The sequence below is a fragment of the Streptomyces sp. NPDC031365 genome, assembly GCF_055569765.1.
In genome coordinates this window covers 59,084-74,877 of the sequence record NZ_JBVIIM010000016.1, presented here as the reverse complement: position 1 = coordinate 74,877, position 15,794 = coordinate 59,084, and the positions used below count along the sequence as shown (strand labels likewise).

Annotated in this window: 16 protein-coding genes; 5 read left to right on the top strand and 11 right to left on the bottom strand. The window is 71.0% G+C overall.

All coding sequences use genetic code 11. The features are described from left to right. Positions 1 to 60: 60 nt before the first annotated feature. On the top strand, positions 61 to 1,503 hold the full coding sequence (locus ACZ5C2_RS23130) for a zinc-dependent metalloprotease (RefSeq protein WP_468794035.1): 1,443 nt from the start codon (positions 61 to 63) through the stop codon (positions 1,501 to 1,503). Next, positions 1,500 to 2,027, top strand: coding sequence for an NUDIX hydrolase (locus ACZ5C2_RS23125; RefSeq protein WP_468794032.1), 528 nt, complete (start codon positions 1,500 to 1,502; stop codon positions 2,025 to 2,027). The genes ACZ5C2_RS23130 and ACZ5C2_RS23125 overlap by 4 nt, the downstream gene beginning before the upstream one ends. A gap of 57 nt (positions 2,028 to 2,084) precedes the next feature. Here the strand turns inward: ACZ5C2_RS23125 and ACZ5C2_RS23120 are convergent, their stop codons facing one another. From ACZ5C2_RS23120 to ACZ5C2_RS23105, 4 genes are all read right to left on the bottom strand, one after another. Then, the gene (locus tag ACZ5C2_RS23120; RefSeq protein WP_468794029.1) at positions 2,085 to 2,840 is read right to left on the bottom strand and encodes an AIM24 family protein; all 756 of its coding nucleotides are present in this window, start codon (positions 2,838 to 2,840) and stop codon (positions 2,085 to 2,087) included. 17 nt (positions 2,841 to 2,857) lie between these two features. Then, positions 2,858 to 3,538, bottom strand: a complete 681-nt coding sequence (locus ACZ5C2_RS23115) for an AIM24 family protein (protein ID WP_215205501.1) — start codon at positions 3,536 to 3,538, stop codon at positions 2,858 to 2,860. Between the two features lie 11 nt (positions 3,539 to 3,549). Then, positions 3,550 to 5,313: a TerD family protein gene (locus tag ACZ5C2_RS23110; protein ID WP_468794026.1), complete on the bottom strand. Its 1,764-nt coding sequence runs from the start codon at positions 5,311 to 5,313 to the stop codon at positions 3,550 to 3,552. 136 nt (positions 5,314 to 5,449) lie between these two features. Then, the gene (locus tag ACZ5C2_RS23105) at positions 5,450 to 6,046 is read right to left on the bottom strand and encodes a M48 metallopeptidase family protein (protein WP_468794022.1); all 597 of its coding nucleotides are present in this window, start codon (positions 6,044 to 6,046) and stop codon (positions 5,450 to 5,452) included. A gap of 215 nt (positions 6,047 to 6,261) precedes the next feature. On the opposite strand from ACZ5C2_RS23105, the gene ACZ5C2_RS23100 reads away from it, so the two are divergent. Both ACZ5C2_RS23100 and ACZ5C2_RS23095 read left to right on the top strand, forming a co-directional pair. Beyond that, positions 6,262 to 7,512, top strand: coding sequence for a TOMM precursor leader peptide-binding protein (locus ACZ5C2_RS23100; protein ID WP_468794019.1), 1,251 nt, complete (start codon positions 6,262 to 6,264; stop codon positions 7,510 to 7,512). After that, on the top strand, positions 7,505 to 8,869 hold the full coding sequence (locus ACZ5C2_RS23095) for an ABC1 kinase family protein (protein WP_468794016.1): 1,365 nt from the start codon (positions 7,505 to 7,507) through the stop codon (positions 8,867 to 8,869). Before ACZ5C2_RS23100 ends, ACZ5C2_RS23095 begins: the two co-directional genes overlap by 8 nt. A gap of 54 nt (positions 8,870 to 8,923) precedes the next feature. On the opposite strand, the gene ACZ5C2_RS23090 is transcribed toward ACZ5C2_RS23095, so the two are convergent. The 5 genes from ACZ5C2_RS23090 to ACZ5C2_RS23070 form a co-directional block, all read right to left on the bottom strand. Then, positions 8,924 to 9,133, bottom strand: coding sequence for a hypothetical protein (locus tag ACZ5C2_RS23090; protein WP_468794013.1), 210 nt, complete (start codon positions 9,131 to 9,133; stop codon positions 8,924 to 8,926). Between the two features lie 135 nt (positions 9,134 to 9,268). Beyond that, positions 9,269 to 9,592 (bottom strand): hypothetical protein, encoded by a 324-nt coding sequence (locus tag ACZ5C2_RS23085; RefSeq protein ID WP_468794010.1) that lies wholly within the window; start codon positions 9,590 to 9,592, stop codon positions 9,269 to 9,271. Beyond that, on the bottom strand, positions 9,589 to 9,957 hold the full coding sequence (locus ACZ5C2_RS23080; protein ID WP_215205507.1) for a WhiB family transcriptional regulator: 369 nt from the start codon (positions 9,955 to 9,957) through the stop codon (positions 9,589 to 9,591). The genes ACZ5C2_RS23085 and ACZ5C2_RS23080 overlap by 4 nt, the downstream gene beginning before the upstream one ends. Positions 9,958 to 10,127: 170 nt before the next feature. Further along, positions 10,128 to 10,442: a hypothetical protein gene (locus ACZ5C2_RS23075; protein ID WP_468794007.1), complete on the bottom strand. Its 315-nt coding sequence runs from the start codon at positions 10,440 to 10,442 to the stop codon at positions 10,128 to 10,130. A gap of 164 nt (positions 10,443 to 10,606) precedes the next feature. Beyond that, positions 10,607 to 12,901: an ATP-dependent DNA helicase UvrD2 gene (locus ACZ5C2_RS23070; protein ID WP_468794004.1), complete on the bottom strand. Its 2,295-nt coding sequence runs from the start codon at positions 12,899 to 12,901 to the stop codon at positions 10,607 to 10,609. A 75-nt stretch (positions 12,902 to 12,976) separates the two neighbouring features. Here ACZ5C2_RS23070 and ACZ5C2_RS23065 point away from each other — a divergent pair, with 75 nt between their 5' ends. Continuing rightward, positions 12,977 to 13,219: a mycoredoxin gene (locus ACZ5C2_RS23065; RefSeq protein WP_468794001.1), complete on the top strand. Its 243-nt coding sequence runs from the start codon at positions 12,977 to 12,979 to the stop codon at positions 13,217 to 13,219. A 66-nt stretch (positions 13,220 to 13,285) separates the two neighbouring features. Here ACZ5C2_RS23065 and nudC read toward each other — a convergent pair whose 3' ends face one another. Together nudC and ACZ5C2_RS23055 are read right to left on the bottom strand one after the other, a co-directional pair. Continuing rightward, positions 13,286 to 14,230, bottom strand: coding sequence for an NAD(+) diphosphatase (gene nudC / locus ACZ5C2_RS23060; RefSeq protein ID WP_468793998.1), 945 nt, complete (start codon positions 14,228 to 14,230; stop codon positions 13,286 to 13,288). Positions 14,231 to 14,378: 148 nt separating this feature from the next. Then, positions 14,379 to 15,791: a dipeptidase gene (locus ACZ5C2_RS23055; protein WP_468793996.1), complete on the bottom strand. Its 1,413-nt coding sequence runs from the start codon at positions 15,789 to 15,791 to the stop codon at positions 14,379 to 14,381. Between the last annotated feature and the right edge of the window lie 3 nt (positions 15,792 to 15,794).

The window sequence follows — 15,794 nt, the reverse complement described above, 5'->3', positions numbered from 1 at the left end:
GTGTTGTCGGGCAGCCGTGCCGCCGGAAAGAACCGGTGGCCCTACCAGCCGAGGAAACCCGTGAGTGACACCCCATTCGGATTCGGCCTTCCGCCGGAGGAGCCGGACGACGGCGACGAGGGCAAGAAGAAGGACCCGCAGAGCGGCGGTGGTCAGGGCCCGGTCGGCCCCTTCGGTTTCGGTGTGCCCGGAGCCGGAGGCTTTGGCGGCCCGGGCGCGGACAATCCGTTCGCCGCGATGTTCGGGTCGCTGAACCCGAACGACCTGGGCGCCGCGTTCCAGCAGCTCGGCCAGATGCTCTCCTACGAGGGCGGGCCGGTGAACTGGGACATGGCCAAGCAGATCGCCCGGCAGACGGTCTCCCAGGGGACCGCGGAGGGCTCGAAGGACGCGAGCGTCGGGCCCGCGGACCGCAAGGCCGTGGAGGAGGCCGTCCGTCTGGCCGACCTGTGGCTGGACGACGCCACCTCTATGCCGTCGGGCGCCAACTCCGCCGTGGCATGGAGCCGCGCGGAGTGGGTCGAGGCCACCCTGCCGGCCTGGCGGGAGCTGGTCGACCCGGTCGCCGAGCGCGTCGGGAACGCGATGGGCGACGTCCTGCCGGAGGAGATGCAGGCCATGGCCGGCCCGCTGATCGGCATGATGCGCTCCATGGGCGGCGCCATGTTCGGCACGCAGATCGGACAGGCCGTCGGCGTGCTCGCCGGTGAGGTCGTCGGTTCGTCCGACATCGGCCTGCCGCTGGGCCCGGCCCGGCGGGCCGCGCTGCTGCCGCTGAACATCGAGACCTTCGGCAAGGACCTGGGCGTCCCCCAGGAGGAGGTCCGGCTGTACCTCGCCCTGCGCGAGGCCGCCCACCAGCGTCTGTTCGCCCACGTCCCGTGGCTGCGCTCGCATCTCTTCGGCGCGGTCGACGGCTACGCGCGCGGGATCAAGGTCGACACCGGCAAGCTGGAGGACGTCGTCGGCCAGTTCGACCCGCAGAATCCCGAGCAACTGCAGGAGGCTCTCCAGCAGGGCATGTTCCAGCCGGAGGACACGCCGGAGCAGAAGACGGCCCTGGCCCGCCTGGAGACGGCGCTGGCGCTCGTCGAGGGCTGGGTCGACGCGGTGGTGCACGCGGCCGCCAAGCCGCGGCTGTCGTCGGCCGACGCGTTGCGCGAGACCCTGCGCCGCCGTCGCGCCTCGGGCGGCCCCGCCGAGCAGACGTTCGCCACGCTGATCGGTCTGGAACTGCGTCCGCGCCGGCTGCGTGACGCCTCGCGTCTGTGGGCCTCCCTCACCGACGCGCGTGGCGTCGATGGCAGGGACGCCCTGTGGGCGCACCCGGACATGCTGCCGACGGCCACCGACCTGGACGACCCGGACGGTTTCGTGCACCGCGAGCAGATCGACTTCTCCGAGCTGGACAAGATGCTCGGCGAGGCCGCGGACAAGCCCGACCTCCGGAAGAAGGACGAGGGCGACGGCAACGGCGGAAACAAGGGCGACGACGCCGAGTGAGCCTGTACGACGACACGGTCCTCGTGCTCAAGGCGTACGGGGACCAGGCGGAGCTGCGCCAGGCGTATCTCGATCATCTCGCCGCGCATCCGGACGGCATGTGGAAGGCCTGCCACGCGGGCCATGTCACCGCGAGCGCTCTGGTGATCGATCCGGAGCGCGGCCGGGTGCTGCTCACCCTGCACAGGAAGCTGCGGATGTGGCTCCAGATGGGCGGCCACTGCGAGCCCGGCGACGCCTCGCTGGCCGCGGCGGCCCTGCGGGAGGCGACGGAGGAGTCCGGCATCCCGGACCTGGCGCTTCTGGCGGGCGGTCCCGTGCGGCTGGACCGGCATCCGATCCCGCCGCCGTGCCACTGGCACTTCGACGTCCAATACGCGGCCGCGGCCCCGCCGGACGCGGCACACGCGATCAGCGACGAGTCCCTCGACCTGCGCTGGTTCTCCTACGACGAGACCGAGGACGTGGCCGACGAGTCGGTCCTCCGTCTGGTGGAGGCCACACGGGCGAGGCTCGGCGCCTGACGCACGTAAGGGGCGACCGCCTCTGGTGGTCACCCCTTACCGCAGTCGCTCCGCCGGTCAGCTCCAGGCGTTGCCCTGGTTCTGGCTGCGGGCACCCTGCTGACCCATGCCGTACTGCGCGGCGAGTCCCGAGCCGATCTGGGCGTTCTGCGGCGGCAGCAGCTCGCTGGGCTGAACGAGTGCGAAGCCGCTGCCCATGAAGCTGAGCTCCCAGCCCTCGCCGGTGCTTCCACGGCGCCGCCACACCCCCGAGGAGTGGGTCTGGGCCTGCATCTGCACGCGCAGCGAGGTGGACCAGGCGACGATGGCGTCGGCGTCGCAGTTGACGTACTTGTCCGGTGTGACCTGCATCAACAGCGGCATGCCGGAGGTCATCAGGGCGACCTTGCCGTTGCCGGTGATGTTGAGCTGGTACTTACCGGAGCCGGAGATGCCGTACAGGCTGTCGACGGCGATGACCTCGTGGTGCAGCGAGGAGTCCATCGCAAGTACGTAGCTGCTGTCGACCGTCAGCCCGTCGTGATCCACGTCCATGACGTGGATGCGCTGGGCGAGGTTGGCGAGGTAGACCGTGCCCTGCCCGTGGCAGCGCATCAGGTCGAGGCCCTCGCCGGTGTGCGCACGCGCGCGTGACGCGCTGTTGCTCTGGAACTCGGCGTCGAACTCCATGAGTCCCTGGTAGGCGACCATGCTGCCCTTGCGGGCGAGAATGTCGTCGTGGCCCTCCAGGGCGACGCGGAGCATCTGCTGGTTCTGCAGACTCCAGCGCTCCTGGCTCTGCTGATCGTTGAAGGCGAAAAGTGGGCTCTGCATGATGTGGTTGCTCCCCCTCAGCCCCGGACCCGGAGACGGTCGGTGCTGTCCTCACTGGGCTGGACGACGACGATGCCCTGACCGGAGAAGGCCATCTGGTAGGCCTCGCCGCTGCCGCGGCCGATCAGCGACTGGGCGCGGAAGCTGCGCTTGCCCTTCACCTTGAGGTTCGGGGACCAGGCGACCAGGGCGTCCGGGTCGACGTACGTCTCGTCGTCGCCGCCACCGCAGTCGACGACGATCGGCTTGCCGCGCGAGGTCAGCGCGACCCAGCCCTGTCCGGAGATCTTGGTGTTCCACAGACCCTGTCCGGCGAACTTCGCCAGGCCCTTGACCCGCTCCACGCCCCACGTGAGATGGGCGTCGAAGGCGAGCAGGTTGGTGGCGTTGACGGAGATGCCGTCACCGTTGAGGTTGATCACCACGACGTTCGCGCCGTAGTCGGCGAGGTAGAGCAGGCCGTCGCCGGAGCACTTCATCAGGGGTGCGCCCTCGCCGGTCATCCAGTCCTTGGCGATCTGGCGCACGGCCGGCGGATTGGGCTCGTACTGGACGAACCCTTCGTAGGCGACCATCGAGCCCACGCGCGCGAGAAGGTCGTTCCCGGTCTGCATGGCGACCTTGAGCATGTGGTTGCCGTGGTTCTCCATGCGGGCGGTGACGGGGGCGGGGGCGTAGCCCGCGAGTGGCTGGTTCATGACGGGCTCCCTCAGATCTCGTACGGCTGGACGACGATGAAGTTGCCGGGTGCGCCCCGGAACTGGAGGTTGACGCTCTCCCCGGTGTCACCGGGGTAGGAGTTGCGGCGCATCCGCACCTGGCTGGAGACGACCACCTGGGAGGCGGCGGACCAGGCGACCACGGCGTTGCAGTCGGCGAAGGTGGTGGGCGTGACCGGCAGCACCACGGGCGTGCCGTGGGTCTTGACGACGATCGTGCCGGTGCCCTGGAACTGCATCGTGAACAGGGCGCCACCGGGGATGCCGTGGCCCTCGATGCGGCGGACCTCGTACTGGAGGCCCTCGTCGAAGGCGAGGACGTTCTCGGCGGAGACGCACACGGCGTCGCCCTGGAGCTCGATCGGGTGCAGCATCGTGGAGTCTTCGGCGAAGAACACCTGGCCCTGGCCGGTGCAGCGCATCAGCTGCATCTCCTGGCCTGTGGCGTTGCCCACGATCCGGCCGGAGAAGCCGGCGCCCTTGTAACTGAAGTCGACCTTGCCCTGGTAGAGCACCATGCTGCCCTGCCGGGCCAGCACGGGTTGTCCGCCGATGCCGAGGTCGGCGCGGACGAGCTTCTTGTTCTGCTGGGTCCAGCGCTGCCCGGTGGGCGTCTCCTTGAACTGCTGGAGCGCGCCGAGGACACCCGGGCTGCTCTGTGGTGCGCTTTGGGGTGCGCCGTAGGGGGCCTGCTGGTGGGGCACCTGTCCGGGAGGGGGCTGCTGCCCGTAGCCCGGAGGGGGCGTGGGCTGGCCGTAACCGGGCGGTGGGGCGGGTGCCTGCGGTGTCTGCGGTGCCTGCGGCTGGCCGTAGCCCGGGGGCGGGGCGGGTGCCTGCGGTGCCTGCGGCTGGCCGTAACCCGGGGGCGGCGGGGCGGTCTGGCCGTACGGCGGCGGCTGCTGACCGGGCTGGCCGTAGGGCGCCGGAGCCGGGGGCGGTACCGGGTGACCGCCGGGCGGGGTGTTCAGGGGCGCGACGATGGTCGGCGCGGAGTGCACCGGCGGCACGGAGGGCGCGGGGGCCGACGGCGGGGTGACACCCGGAGGCGGCGCGAAACCCTGTGCGGCGGGCTGGGGTGCGGGGGCCGGAGCGGGCGCCGGGGCCGGAGGGGGCGCGGCGCCGCCTCCGGGTACGCCGAACGCGGGGGGCGCGGTGGACTGGTCGGGCGGCGCGAACCCGGGCGACGCTCCGCCCCCCGGCTGCTGCTGCGGGGCGGCCGGCTCCTCCTCGGCGACCTCGCCGCCGAAATTCCTCAGCAGCGCGTCGAGCCCGCCGTCGAAGCCCTGTCCGACGGCGGCGAACCGCCACACGTCCTTGAAGTAGAAGTCGCCGAGCATCACGGCCCGCTCGGTGGAGAATTCCGAGCCGCTGAAGGGATACCGGGCCACTTCCTCGCCACCCGCGACGATACGGATGTACCCAGGGCCGACCTGCGACATCTGCCCGGCACCGTCGAGCGTCGCCGTGAAGGACAGCTTCCTGATCTGCTGCGGAATCCGGTCCAGGGTCACGCGGAAGGACTCCGTGTCACCCGCCTGGGCGCCCAGGAGCTGAATGGACTCCTCGGGGGACTTCGGCTGGTTGAAGAAGACGAAGTACCGGTCGTCCGAAAGCCGTTCGTCGGCGTCGAGGCCGAAGCAGCTGATGTCGAAGTTCAGCCCCGGGCCGGAGATCTGCACACCGATGTACAGATCTGTGCCCGCGGTGAGGTCACTGATCCTGGCCTTGTGGCCGCGCTGGAATTCCCTGGCCATACGTACGACCGTCCCCCATCCCGAATGTGAGTGCGTCGCGCCAGGCTAACGGCAAACGCCGACAGTGGATGAAGTCGGTACAGACCCGGTACACAAGGCGTGCGCGGGCCCACCGTGCGCTCACGCCGGGTGGTGCTCAGCCCTCGTCCGCTCCGGGAACGTGCGGCAGCCGCTCGGCCGCGACCACGCCCTCGAGGTAGCCACGGGCCCGCTCGGTCTTGGGATAGGCCTCCAGCAGCCGCCAGAAACGCGGACCGTGCCCGGGCACCAGCAGATGCGCCAGCTCGTGGCAGAGGACGTAGTCGACGACGTACTCGGGCATGCCCTGCAGTCGGTGGGACAGCCGGATGCTGCCCTCGGACGGGGTGCACGAGCCCCAGCGCGTGTTCTGGTTGGTCACCCAGCGTACGGAGGCGGGCCTGGCGCGCCCGTCGAAGTACTGGTCCGACAGCCGCCGGGCGCGCTCGGCGAGCTCCGTGTCCCCGAGCAGCCGTCGGCTCTCCTGGGCGGCCAGCTTGTCGAGCATGACGCTCACCCAGCGCTGCTCCTCCGCCTCGGACATCCGGGCGGGGATGAGCACGACGGTGCGATCGCCCTCGCGGTACGCGGAGACCGTTCTGCGTCGACGGGCGCTCCTGCGGACCTCGATCGCGCTCGCCCTTGAGCCGCTCGTCGGCTGGCTCGTCGTGCTGCGCTGTGGTTTTCCGGCGCTGTGCAGTGGGTCGGCGGGCACGCCCCGACGTTACCCGCTGCACACGGGGAAGTCTTGACTCCGGGACGGTTCCATGACGATCCCCTCACCATGCGCCGGATTTGTACGATGTATTCCACCGCCTGTGGACAACTTTCGGCGACCCACGGCACGTCCCGGCATGCTGGCATCTGTGGCCGAACCACGAAAGGGCTCGGCCACTCACGGGGACAATCCAGGACGTACGGGGGCCTGTCATGCATCCGATGGTGAAGCCCGCGCTCAGGCGCGGCTGGCGCGATCTCAACACCGTGCAGTTCGGGATGACACCGGCGCACGCACTGACCGTGGGCCCGGTGGACACGGCCACGGGAAGCTTCCTCGACCTGCTCGACGGCACCCGCGGTGTGGAGCTCCTGCGCGAGGAGGGACGGCGCATGGATCTGCCCGACGGTCATGTCGACCGGCTCGTGCGGCGACTGTCGCGGGCCGGGCTCCTGGACGACGCCCGGGGCGGCGGCCCGGCCGGCGAGGCCCTGCGCCGGAAACCGGAGATCCTCGAGCGGCTCCGCCCGGACCTGGCCTCCCTCGCCCTGACCACCTCCGATCCCGGCGATCCGCTCCGCCGGCTGGCGGCACGTCGCAGTATGCGGGTGCAGGTGAGAGGCGCGGGCCGGGTGGGCGCGGCAGTCGCGACCCTGCTGTCGGGGGCCGGAGTGGGCGAGGTGGAGGTGCGTGACGTCGGGCGGGTCGAACCGTGGGACGTCGCGCCGGGCGGGCTGCCCGCCGAGGCCGTCGGGGAGCGCCGGGAGGAGGCGGTCCGCCGGGCGGTGCGCCGGGCCGCACCCGACCGCCCGCCGCGCCGGACCGCCCGGTCACCCCTCGACGAGGGCGGCCCTGGTTTCTCCCTGGTGGTCCTCGCCCCGCGGGACGATGTCGCCGTGTACGCGCCCGACCCGTCGGCCGCGGAAACCCTCTTCGCCTCGGGCACACCCCATCTCTATGCCGGCGTGGTGGAGGGAACCGGTGTGGCCGGTCCGCTGGTGCTGCCCGGCGAGACCGGTTGTGCGGGGTGTCTCCAGCAGGACCGCGTCGACCGGGACCCGGCCTGGCCCCGGCTGGTCGCCCAATGGCGCTCCGGCCGCCGGCGCCAGGTCGGCGCCTGCGATCTGACGCTGGCCGTGACGGTGGCGGGACTGGCGGCCGCACATGCGCTCGCCTTCCTCGACGGCCGGGTTCCGTCCACAGCGGGTGCGCGCTGGGAGGTGTCCGTTCCCGGCCTGACCTGGCATGCTCGGCCGGTGTGGCCCCACCCCGCCTGCCCGTGCGGGGCTGCCGGGAAGGACCCGGAGAAAAGGACGGGACGACACCCGGAAAAAGGTAAGGGAGAACACACCGCCGGGGACGGGGGGTCGCGCGAGACAATGGCCGTGCAGGGGCCGTCGGACAAGTGGCGCCGTCAGGCGGACGCGAAGCGGCCGGCAGGTACTTGGAGGGCGCATGTCTGATCTTCCCCGCAAGGCGGTCACCCGGACCGCCAAGCTGGCCGCGCTCCCGCTCGGCTTCGCCGGGCGGGCGACCTGGGGACTCGGCAAGCGGATCGTGGGCGAGTCCGCCGAGCTTGTCGGCCGCGAGCTCCAGCAGCGCACCGCCGAGCAGCTGTTCAAGGTGCTCGGCGAGCTCAAGGGCGGTGCGATGAAGTTCGGCCAGGCCCTCTCGGTCTTCGAGTCGGCGCTCCCGGAGGAGGTCGCCGGCCCTTATCGCGCGGCGCTGACCAAACTCCAGGAGGCGGCCCCGCCGATGCCGACCCGTACCGTTCACGGGGTGCTCGAGAAGCGGCTGGGCGAAGGGTGGCAGAAGCTGTTCCTGGAGTTCGAGGAGCAGCCGTCCGCGGCGGCCTCGATCGGTCAGGTGCACCGGGGGGTGTGGCACGACGGCCGCGAGGTGGCGGTCAAGGTGCAGTACCCGGGGGCCGGCGAGGCCCTGCTGTCCGATCTGAACCAGCTCAGCCGCTTCGCCCGTCTACTGGGTCCGCTCATTCCCGGAATGGACGTCAAACCGCTGATCACGGAGCTGAAGGACCGTGTGTCGGAGGAACTGGACTACGGCCTGGAGGCCCAGGCCCAGCGGGCCCACGCCGAGGAGTTCGCCGGCGATCCCGACGTCGTCGTGCCGGATGTGGTGCATCAGTGCGAGCAGGTACTGATCACCACGTGGATGGACGGCATCCCGCTGTCGGAGATCATCTCGGACGGCACCGAGGCACAACGTGACCGGGCCGGCCAGCTCCTCGCCCGCTTCCTGTTCTCCGGCCCCGCCCGCACCGGACTGCTGCACGCCGACCCCCATCCGGGCAACTTCCGCCTGCTGCCCGGTGGTCCGGACGGCGAGGACGACTGGCGCCTGGGCGTACTGGACTTCGGCACCGTCGACCGGCTCCCGGGCGGACTGCCCTCCCCCATCGGCGAGGCCCTGCGCATGACGCTGGACGGCGAGGCGGAAGCGGTCTACGACATGCTCCGCACGGAGGGCTTCGTCAAGGAGTCGATAGAGCTGGACCCCGACGCCGTCCTCGACTACCTGATGCCGATCATCGAGCCGGCCCGGGCCGACGAGTTCACCTTCACCCGCGGGTGGATGCGGAGTCAGGCGGCCCGGATAGCCGACCCCCGCTCACCCGCCTCCCAGCTCGCCAAGCAGCTCAACCTTCCCCCCGCCTACTTTCTGATCCACCGGGTGACCCTCAGCACGATCGGCGTGCTCTGCCAGCTGGGCGCGACGGTGCGGCTGCGGGACGAACTGGAGGAGTGGCTTCCGGCATTCGTCCCGGAGGAGTTTCGGGACGAACCGGCCGCGGAGGCGTGACCGGCGCGGCCGGCCGACCCCGGGCGCGGCGAGAACCGCGGGTGCCGGCCGCCGCTACCACCACCGCGAGTCCAGTCGCCCCTCGATCGCCCGCAGATTGTCGCGGGAACACCTCTCGCAGTAGTGCCGCCGGGCACCGTTCTCCACGGAGAAGGTCCAGGCCGGCTGCGAGCCCTCGGCGTGGGTGCCGCAGCGGGCGCACACCAGCGGCTCGGGTTCGGCCACGGGACCGTCGTCGTCACTGTCACCGGAACGACTCGTCATCCGGCGAAGATAACGCCGTTCCGGGCTGGCCGCGCGGCACAACGCCCTGCGGGGGCCGCTCCGTTCACACGGACCGGCCCCCGCAGGAGAAAGCCGCGCCTCCGGCACGGAGGCCACCGCTTCAGGTGGTATCGGTTACTGCATGACCGCCATGGCGAGCGCGCGGCGGGCACGCCGGGAGGCACGCTCGGCCCGGCGCTGCATCCGGCGCGCGGTCACCAGGCGCACAGCCTGGCGCTCCTCTTGCGCCTCCTGCAGTCGCTCGTGCATTCGCGCACGGGCCATGGCTTCTGGGATGAGTTGCATCTCTCGGGTCCTGTTCTGGCGCGAGTCGTTCGCACCACTGGTGGTGAAGTCTTCGGTCGCGGAGCCTGCGGGCTCGTGAGTGGACGGCATCATCGGGGCCTGCTTCTGGGGGTTGCGCGTGAGGGGGCGGTCGATCGTTCCTGGGGTGTTCATGCCGTGACCGGGTTCTTGCGCGGGCGGCCACGCGGCCGCTTCCGGGCGACGACAACTCCCTGGACGAACAGCTCGCCACCCCAGACGCCCCACGGCTCACGCCGCTCCTTGGCGCCGGCGAGGCATGCCTCCATCAGCGGGCAGGTGCGGCAGAGGGACTTGGCGTACTCGACGTCCGCGGGCGACTCGGCGAAGAAGACCTCCGGGTCGTAGGAGCGGCACGGGACGGGCACGCCGAGGTTCTCGATGGCGTCGTCGAGCGCGGTGAGCGCGGTGAGCGGAGTCAAGGTCGGGTCCTCCGTGGAGCCGGACTTGGGGATCGTGTCGGAAGGCGGTACGGACGGGGCGTGCGCTTCGAGTTGCACGGTTCGTCTTCCTCGTCTGGTCGTTTCCGGCCTGTTGGCCGGGTGGCGGCTTGGTACCGGGTTCTTTCTTGTCCCGAGGCGCTTCGCTCCGCCTCCCCGTTCGGGGAAAACAGAAGGGCCGCGGATCCCGGTTGGGGTTCCGCGGCCCTGAAGGCGCCGGCCTGATCGAATCAGGCTGGATCACTCCAGGGTTCTGGCCCACGGAAGGCCCACATCAGGTGGTGCTGCGTCGTCTGCTTCCGGAATCCGGCACCAGCCGCCGCAAAGGCATAGGCCTGCGCCTTTGCCACTACCGCTTCCAGTGCCTCGGTCGGTCGCTCATCCCGCTCACGGATGGCAGGAGCCGCGGGAGCAAGGGAGGACACCAGGCGTGCGGCACGGATGCCGGACAGACCGGTGCCCTGGTTCGAGGCGCCGAGAATGCACAGGGAGACGGCCGAGCGATCGGTCATTTTGACGATGGAGCTGGTGTTGATGCTGATCACTGGACTCGCCTCCTCTCGGCGTCTCGGGGGACTGGGGTGAACCAGTCCGCGGATATGCAAGTAGAACACGGAAACAGGGCCTTGGAGAAGGCCACCGTCCCCGTGCCTAAGAACCTATGGGGATCGCTGGGGCATGCGCAAACTATTTTTTCGACGAGTTCGTATCAGTCCGGATCCGGCCCCTCGGTGACGTCACGGCCTGCGCAGATGGCCAGGACATCGGACCCGTAGCGGCCCAGCTTGCGCATCCCCACCCCGGGAATGCGTGCGAGCCCGTGCTCGTCGTCGGGGACCGTCTCCGCGATGGCGATCAGCGTCTTGTCGGTGAAGACGCAGAAGGCCGGCTGTCCGCTGCGCCGCGCCTGGTCGGCACGCCACTCACGGAGCCGCTCGTACAGACCCTCGTCCATGTCGGAGGGGCAGTCCTCACAGCGCATCAGCTTCATCTCGCCCGCGTCGGTCAGCGTGCGGCCGCAGACCCGGCAGCGGGCGGGACTGCGCTGTCCACGTCTCGGGCCCGGCGCGGCCCGGCCCGGCGCCGTACCGAAGGAGCCGCGCTCCACACCTCCCGGGCCGACCGCACCACCGCGGCTCGCGGCCGTGGTGGACCCGGGGCGCAGTCCGGTGAGGAAGCGGCTGGAGCGGCGGCTCGGCCGGCCGCCGGGCGAGCGGGAGAGTGCCCAGGAGAGATGGAGGCGCTCACGGGCCCGGGTGACACCGACATAGAGGAGACGTCGCTCCTCCTCGATCTGCTCGTCCGTCTTTGCGTAGGTGATCGGCATCATGCCCTCGGCGACACCGACCAGGAAGACGACGTCCCACTCCAGCCCCTTGGCCGAGTGCAGCGAGGCGAGAGTGACGCCCTGCACGGTGGGCGCGTGCTGGGCACCGGCCCGCTCGTCGAGTTCGGCGACGAGGCCGGCGAGCGTGGCGTCCGCTCGGGCGGCGGCGAAGTCCTGGGCCAGGTGTGCCAGGGCGGCCAGTGACTCCCAGCGTTCCCGGACCGCGCCCGATCCGGCCGGCGGCTGTGTTGTCCAGCCCTCGCCCGAGAGCACGGCGCGCACCTGGGAGGGCAGGTCGGGGGCGTCGTCGAGGAGCGCGTCGTTGCGGCCGAAGCGGGCTGCCGCGCGCAGGGCGACGATCGCTTTGCGCACCTCGGGGCGGTCGAAGAACCGCTCGGCGCCGCGCAGCTGGTAGGGCACCCCGGCATCGGCGAGGGCCTGCTCATAGGTCTCGGACTGCGCGTTCGTTCGGAACAGGACGGCGATCTCGCTCGCCGGGACGCCCGCGTCGATCAGCTCACGGATGCGGCGCGCGGCCCCCTCGGCCTCCGCGGGCTCGTCGGTGTACTCGGTGAAGACCGGCTCGGTCCCCGCGGCGCGCTGGGAGATCAGTTCCAGCCGGTGATCGGCGGCGCGGCCGCGGGCCTGGGCGAGCAGCCCGTTCGCCAGACGGACGACCTGGGGGGTCGATCGGTAGTCGCGCACGAGTTTGACGACCGTGGCACCGGGATGGCGCGTGCGGAAATCGAGCAGATGGTCGGGTGTTGCTCCCGTGAACGAGTAGATCGTCTGGCTGGCGTCGCCGACCACGCACAGGTTCTCCCGGTCGCCGAGCCACAGTTCCAGCAGTCGCTGCTGGAGCGGGCTGACGTCCTGGTATTCGTCGACGACGAAGTGCTGGTACTGGGTGCGGACCTGGTCGGCGATGTCGTGCCGGTCCTGCAGGACGGCGACCGTCAGCAGCAGCACGTCCTCGAAGTCGATGACGACGCGCTCACGCTTGAGATCCTCGTAGGCGGAGTAGAGCTGGGCGACCTCGGCGGGGTCGCGGGGTGTCTCCCGGCCGGCCTTCGCGGCGGCGGCCGCGTAGTCCGCCGGGACGGTCTGGGTGACCTTGGACCACTCGATCTCGCCGGTGACGTCCCGCAGCTCGCCCCGGTCGAGCCGGATACGGCAGGCGGCGGCCGCGTCGGCGACCAGCTGGATCTTGCGGTCGACGAGCCGGGGCAGGGAACCACCGATCGCTTTCGGCCAGAAGTACTGGAGCTGGCGCAGCGCCGCGGAGTGGAAGGTGCGGGCCTGGACACCGACCGCACCGAGCTGGCGCAGCCGGCCGCGCATCTCCCCGGCGGCCCGGTTGGTGAAGGTGACGGCGAGCACGCTGGAGGGCTGGAGGATCCCGGCGCGCACCCCGTAGGCGATCCGGTGGGTGATCGCCCGGGTCTTGCCGGTACCCGCGCCCGCCAGCACACACACAGGACCGTGCAGAGCGGTGGCCACGGCCCGCTGCTCTGGATCGAGCCCTTCGAGCACCGCGTCGGCCGAGTCCGGTACCTGCGGGAAGAGGGTGGAGTGCGTTGCTGCTGTCACACAGCCATGCTGCCAGGTCGCCGGAGACAGGTGAGCCGGTTGTCCACAGGGAGGGTCTCGCAGTCGTACCAATGCGGCAGACGTCACGCGGGAATGCCTGCGTTTTCAAGTACGTTCCCCCCACGACAAGAACTTCCCCGCCGCCGAAGGAGCGCGAGAGGCATGCAGGGCACTGTGACGATGTACAGCACCACGTGGTGCGGCTACTGCCGTCGGCTGAAGAGCCAGATGGACCGCGAGGGCATCGCGTACACCGAGATCAACATCGAACACGACCCTGAGTCCGCGGCCTTCGTGGAGAAGGCGAATGGCGGAAATCAGACAGTCCCGACTGTCCTCTTCGCTGACGGTTCGACGCTCACCAACCCGTCGCTGGCGCAGGTGAAGCAGAAGGTCGGCGTCTGAGCGGTTCACACGAAGCGGGGTGGCCTCCTCTCTTGAGGGGGCCACCCCGCTTCTTCGTGTCCCGGTTCAGAAGGCGTTGCGGGCCGGCAGGGCCTTGCCGTACCAGCGCTCGATCAGGCGGGCCGCGATCGAGATGCCGTACGGCGGGAGCACCTCGCCGGACTCGAAGGCGGCGCCGAGCTCGTCGCGGGAGAACCAGCGGGCCTCGTGGATCTCGTCGCCGTCCACGTTGATCCCGGTCGTGGTGGCGCGGGCGGTGAAGCCCAGCATGAGGCTGGAGGGGAAGGGCCAGGGCTGGCTGGCGATGTATTCGACCTCGCCGACGGCGATGCCCACCTCCTCGTGGACCTCTCGGCGTACCGACTGCTCGATGGACTCACCGGGCTCGACGAATCCGGCGAGCGTGGAGAAGCGGCCCTCGGGCCAGTGGACCTGGCGGCCGAGGAGGATGCGGTCGTGCTCGTCGACGACGGCCATGATCACCGCGGGGTCGGTGCGCGGGTAGTGCTCGGCACCGCAGGCGGGGCAGCGGCGGATGTGGCCGGCGGCGGCGATGACGGTGCGCTCGCCGCAGCGGGAGCAGAAGCGGTGCAGCCGCTGCCAGTTCTCCAGGGCGACCGCGTGCACCATCAGGCCCGCCTCACGCGGCGGCAGGAGCAGCCCTGCCTCGCGCAGGCCTGCCGGGCGGGCGGACTCGTCCATGCGACCGGGCAGGGAGTCCTTCTGGAGGGCGAAGTAGCTGACGCCGTCCTCGTCGATGCCCAGGAAGTAGCGGTGTGCCTCGGTGAGCGGGGCCTCGAAGGACGGGGTCATGACGAGTTCGGTACGTCCGTCCGCCGTCTCGTCGATGAGGACCTGGCCGCCGGAGACCACGAAGCAGCGGGTCGAGGGGTGGCTCCAGGCCGCCGCGAGCCATGCCTCGTCGAGCCGGTAGTGGGCGGCGCGGTCGATGCCGCTCGGGGCGGTGAGGGAGACGGGGCGGTCGGCGGTGTGGTCGGTCCAAGTGGTCACGGGTGCTTCCAACTCCCCCGGTGGAACGGATTGGGTCGGCGGGCGGTTCGGCGGGACGCGCGGCAGGAGCCGGGTCCGGCGCCGCGCGGTGGCGGCGGGCCGCTCCCGTGTGCCCCGCGCGGGCGTCGGGTTCGGACGGCGTGGGAGGTCAGGGGGCGTGCCGCCAGTGCTCGGCGAGGTCGCCCCACAGGTATGCGCTGGTCTCGACGCCCTTGAGCAGCAGGTCCAGCTCGACCTTCTCGTTCGGGGCGTGCCAGCCGTCGGACGGGACGGAGATGCCGAGGAAGAGCACCGGTACGCCGAGGACGTCCTGAAGGTCCGCGGCAGGCCCGGAGCCTCCCTCGCGCGTGAACAGGACGGGTGTGCCGAAGGCGCGGCCCATCGCGCGGACCAGGGAACGCAGGGCGGGGTGGTCCAGCGGGGTCAGGCAGGGGCGGGTGGCGGGGCTGAAGGAGATTTCGTGGCGGATGCCGTCGGGGAGCTGTCCGGGCACCCAGGCGCGGACGGCGTTCATCACGTGTTCCGGGTCCTGTCCCGCGACCAGTCGGAAGGAGAGTTTCACCATGGCGGAGGACGGGATGACCGTCTTGCTGCCGGGGCCCTGGTAGCCGCCGCCGATGCCGTTGACCTCGGCCGTGGGGCGTGCCCAGACGCGCTCCAGGGTGCTGTATCCGGCTTCGCCCCGGGTTCCGTGCGACGTGGCGGTGCGCAGCCACTCCCCTTCGTCGAAGGGCAGCGCGGCGAAGAGTTCGCGTTCCCGGTCGGTGAGCTCGACGACGCCGTCGTAGAAGCCGGGGACCGCCACGCGCGCGTGTTCGTCGTGCAGGGCGGCCACCAGGCGGGCGGCGGCGGTGGCCGGGTTGGGGACGGCGCCACCGAAGGAGCCGGAGTGGATGTCCTGGTCGGGGCCGTACAGCCGGATCTCGCACTCGGCGAGGCCGCGCATGCCGGTGCACACCGTCGGGGTGTCCTCGGACCACATTCCGGTGTCGGAGACGATCACGACGTCGGCGGTGAGCCGGTCCGCGTGCTGTTCGACGAGCTCACGGAAGTGCGGGGATCCGGATTCCTCCTCGCCCTCGATCAGCAGCTTCAGATGGACGGCCGGGGTGGTGCGGCCGGTCGCGGCGAGGTGGGCGCGGACGCCGAGGGTGTGGAAGAAGACCTGGCCCTTGTCATCGGCGGCACCGCGCGCGTAGAGGCGGTTGTCGCGGACGACGGGTTCGAAGGGTTCGCTGTCCCAGCCGTCCTCGCGGGCGGCGGGCTGTACGTCGTGGTGGCCGTAGACCAGCACGGTGAGTGCCTCCGGGTCGGCGGAGGGCCACTCGGCGTAGACGGCCGGGGCGCCGGGGGTGTGCCAGACCTCGGCGGTGGGGAAACCGGTCTCCTTGAGCTTCGCGGCGAGCCAGTCGGCGCTGTCGCGCACGTCGGGCGCGTGGTCGGGCTGGGCCGAGACGGACGGGATGCGCAGCCATTCCGCGAGGTCGTCGAGGAAGGCGGCGCGGTGCTGCTCGATGTAGGTACGGACGGCGCTGACGGCACTGTCAACGGGCTGGCTCATGGT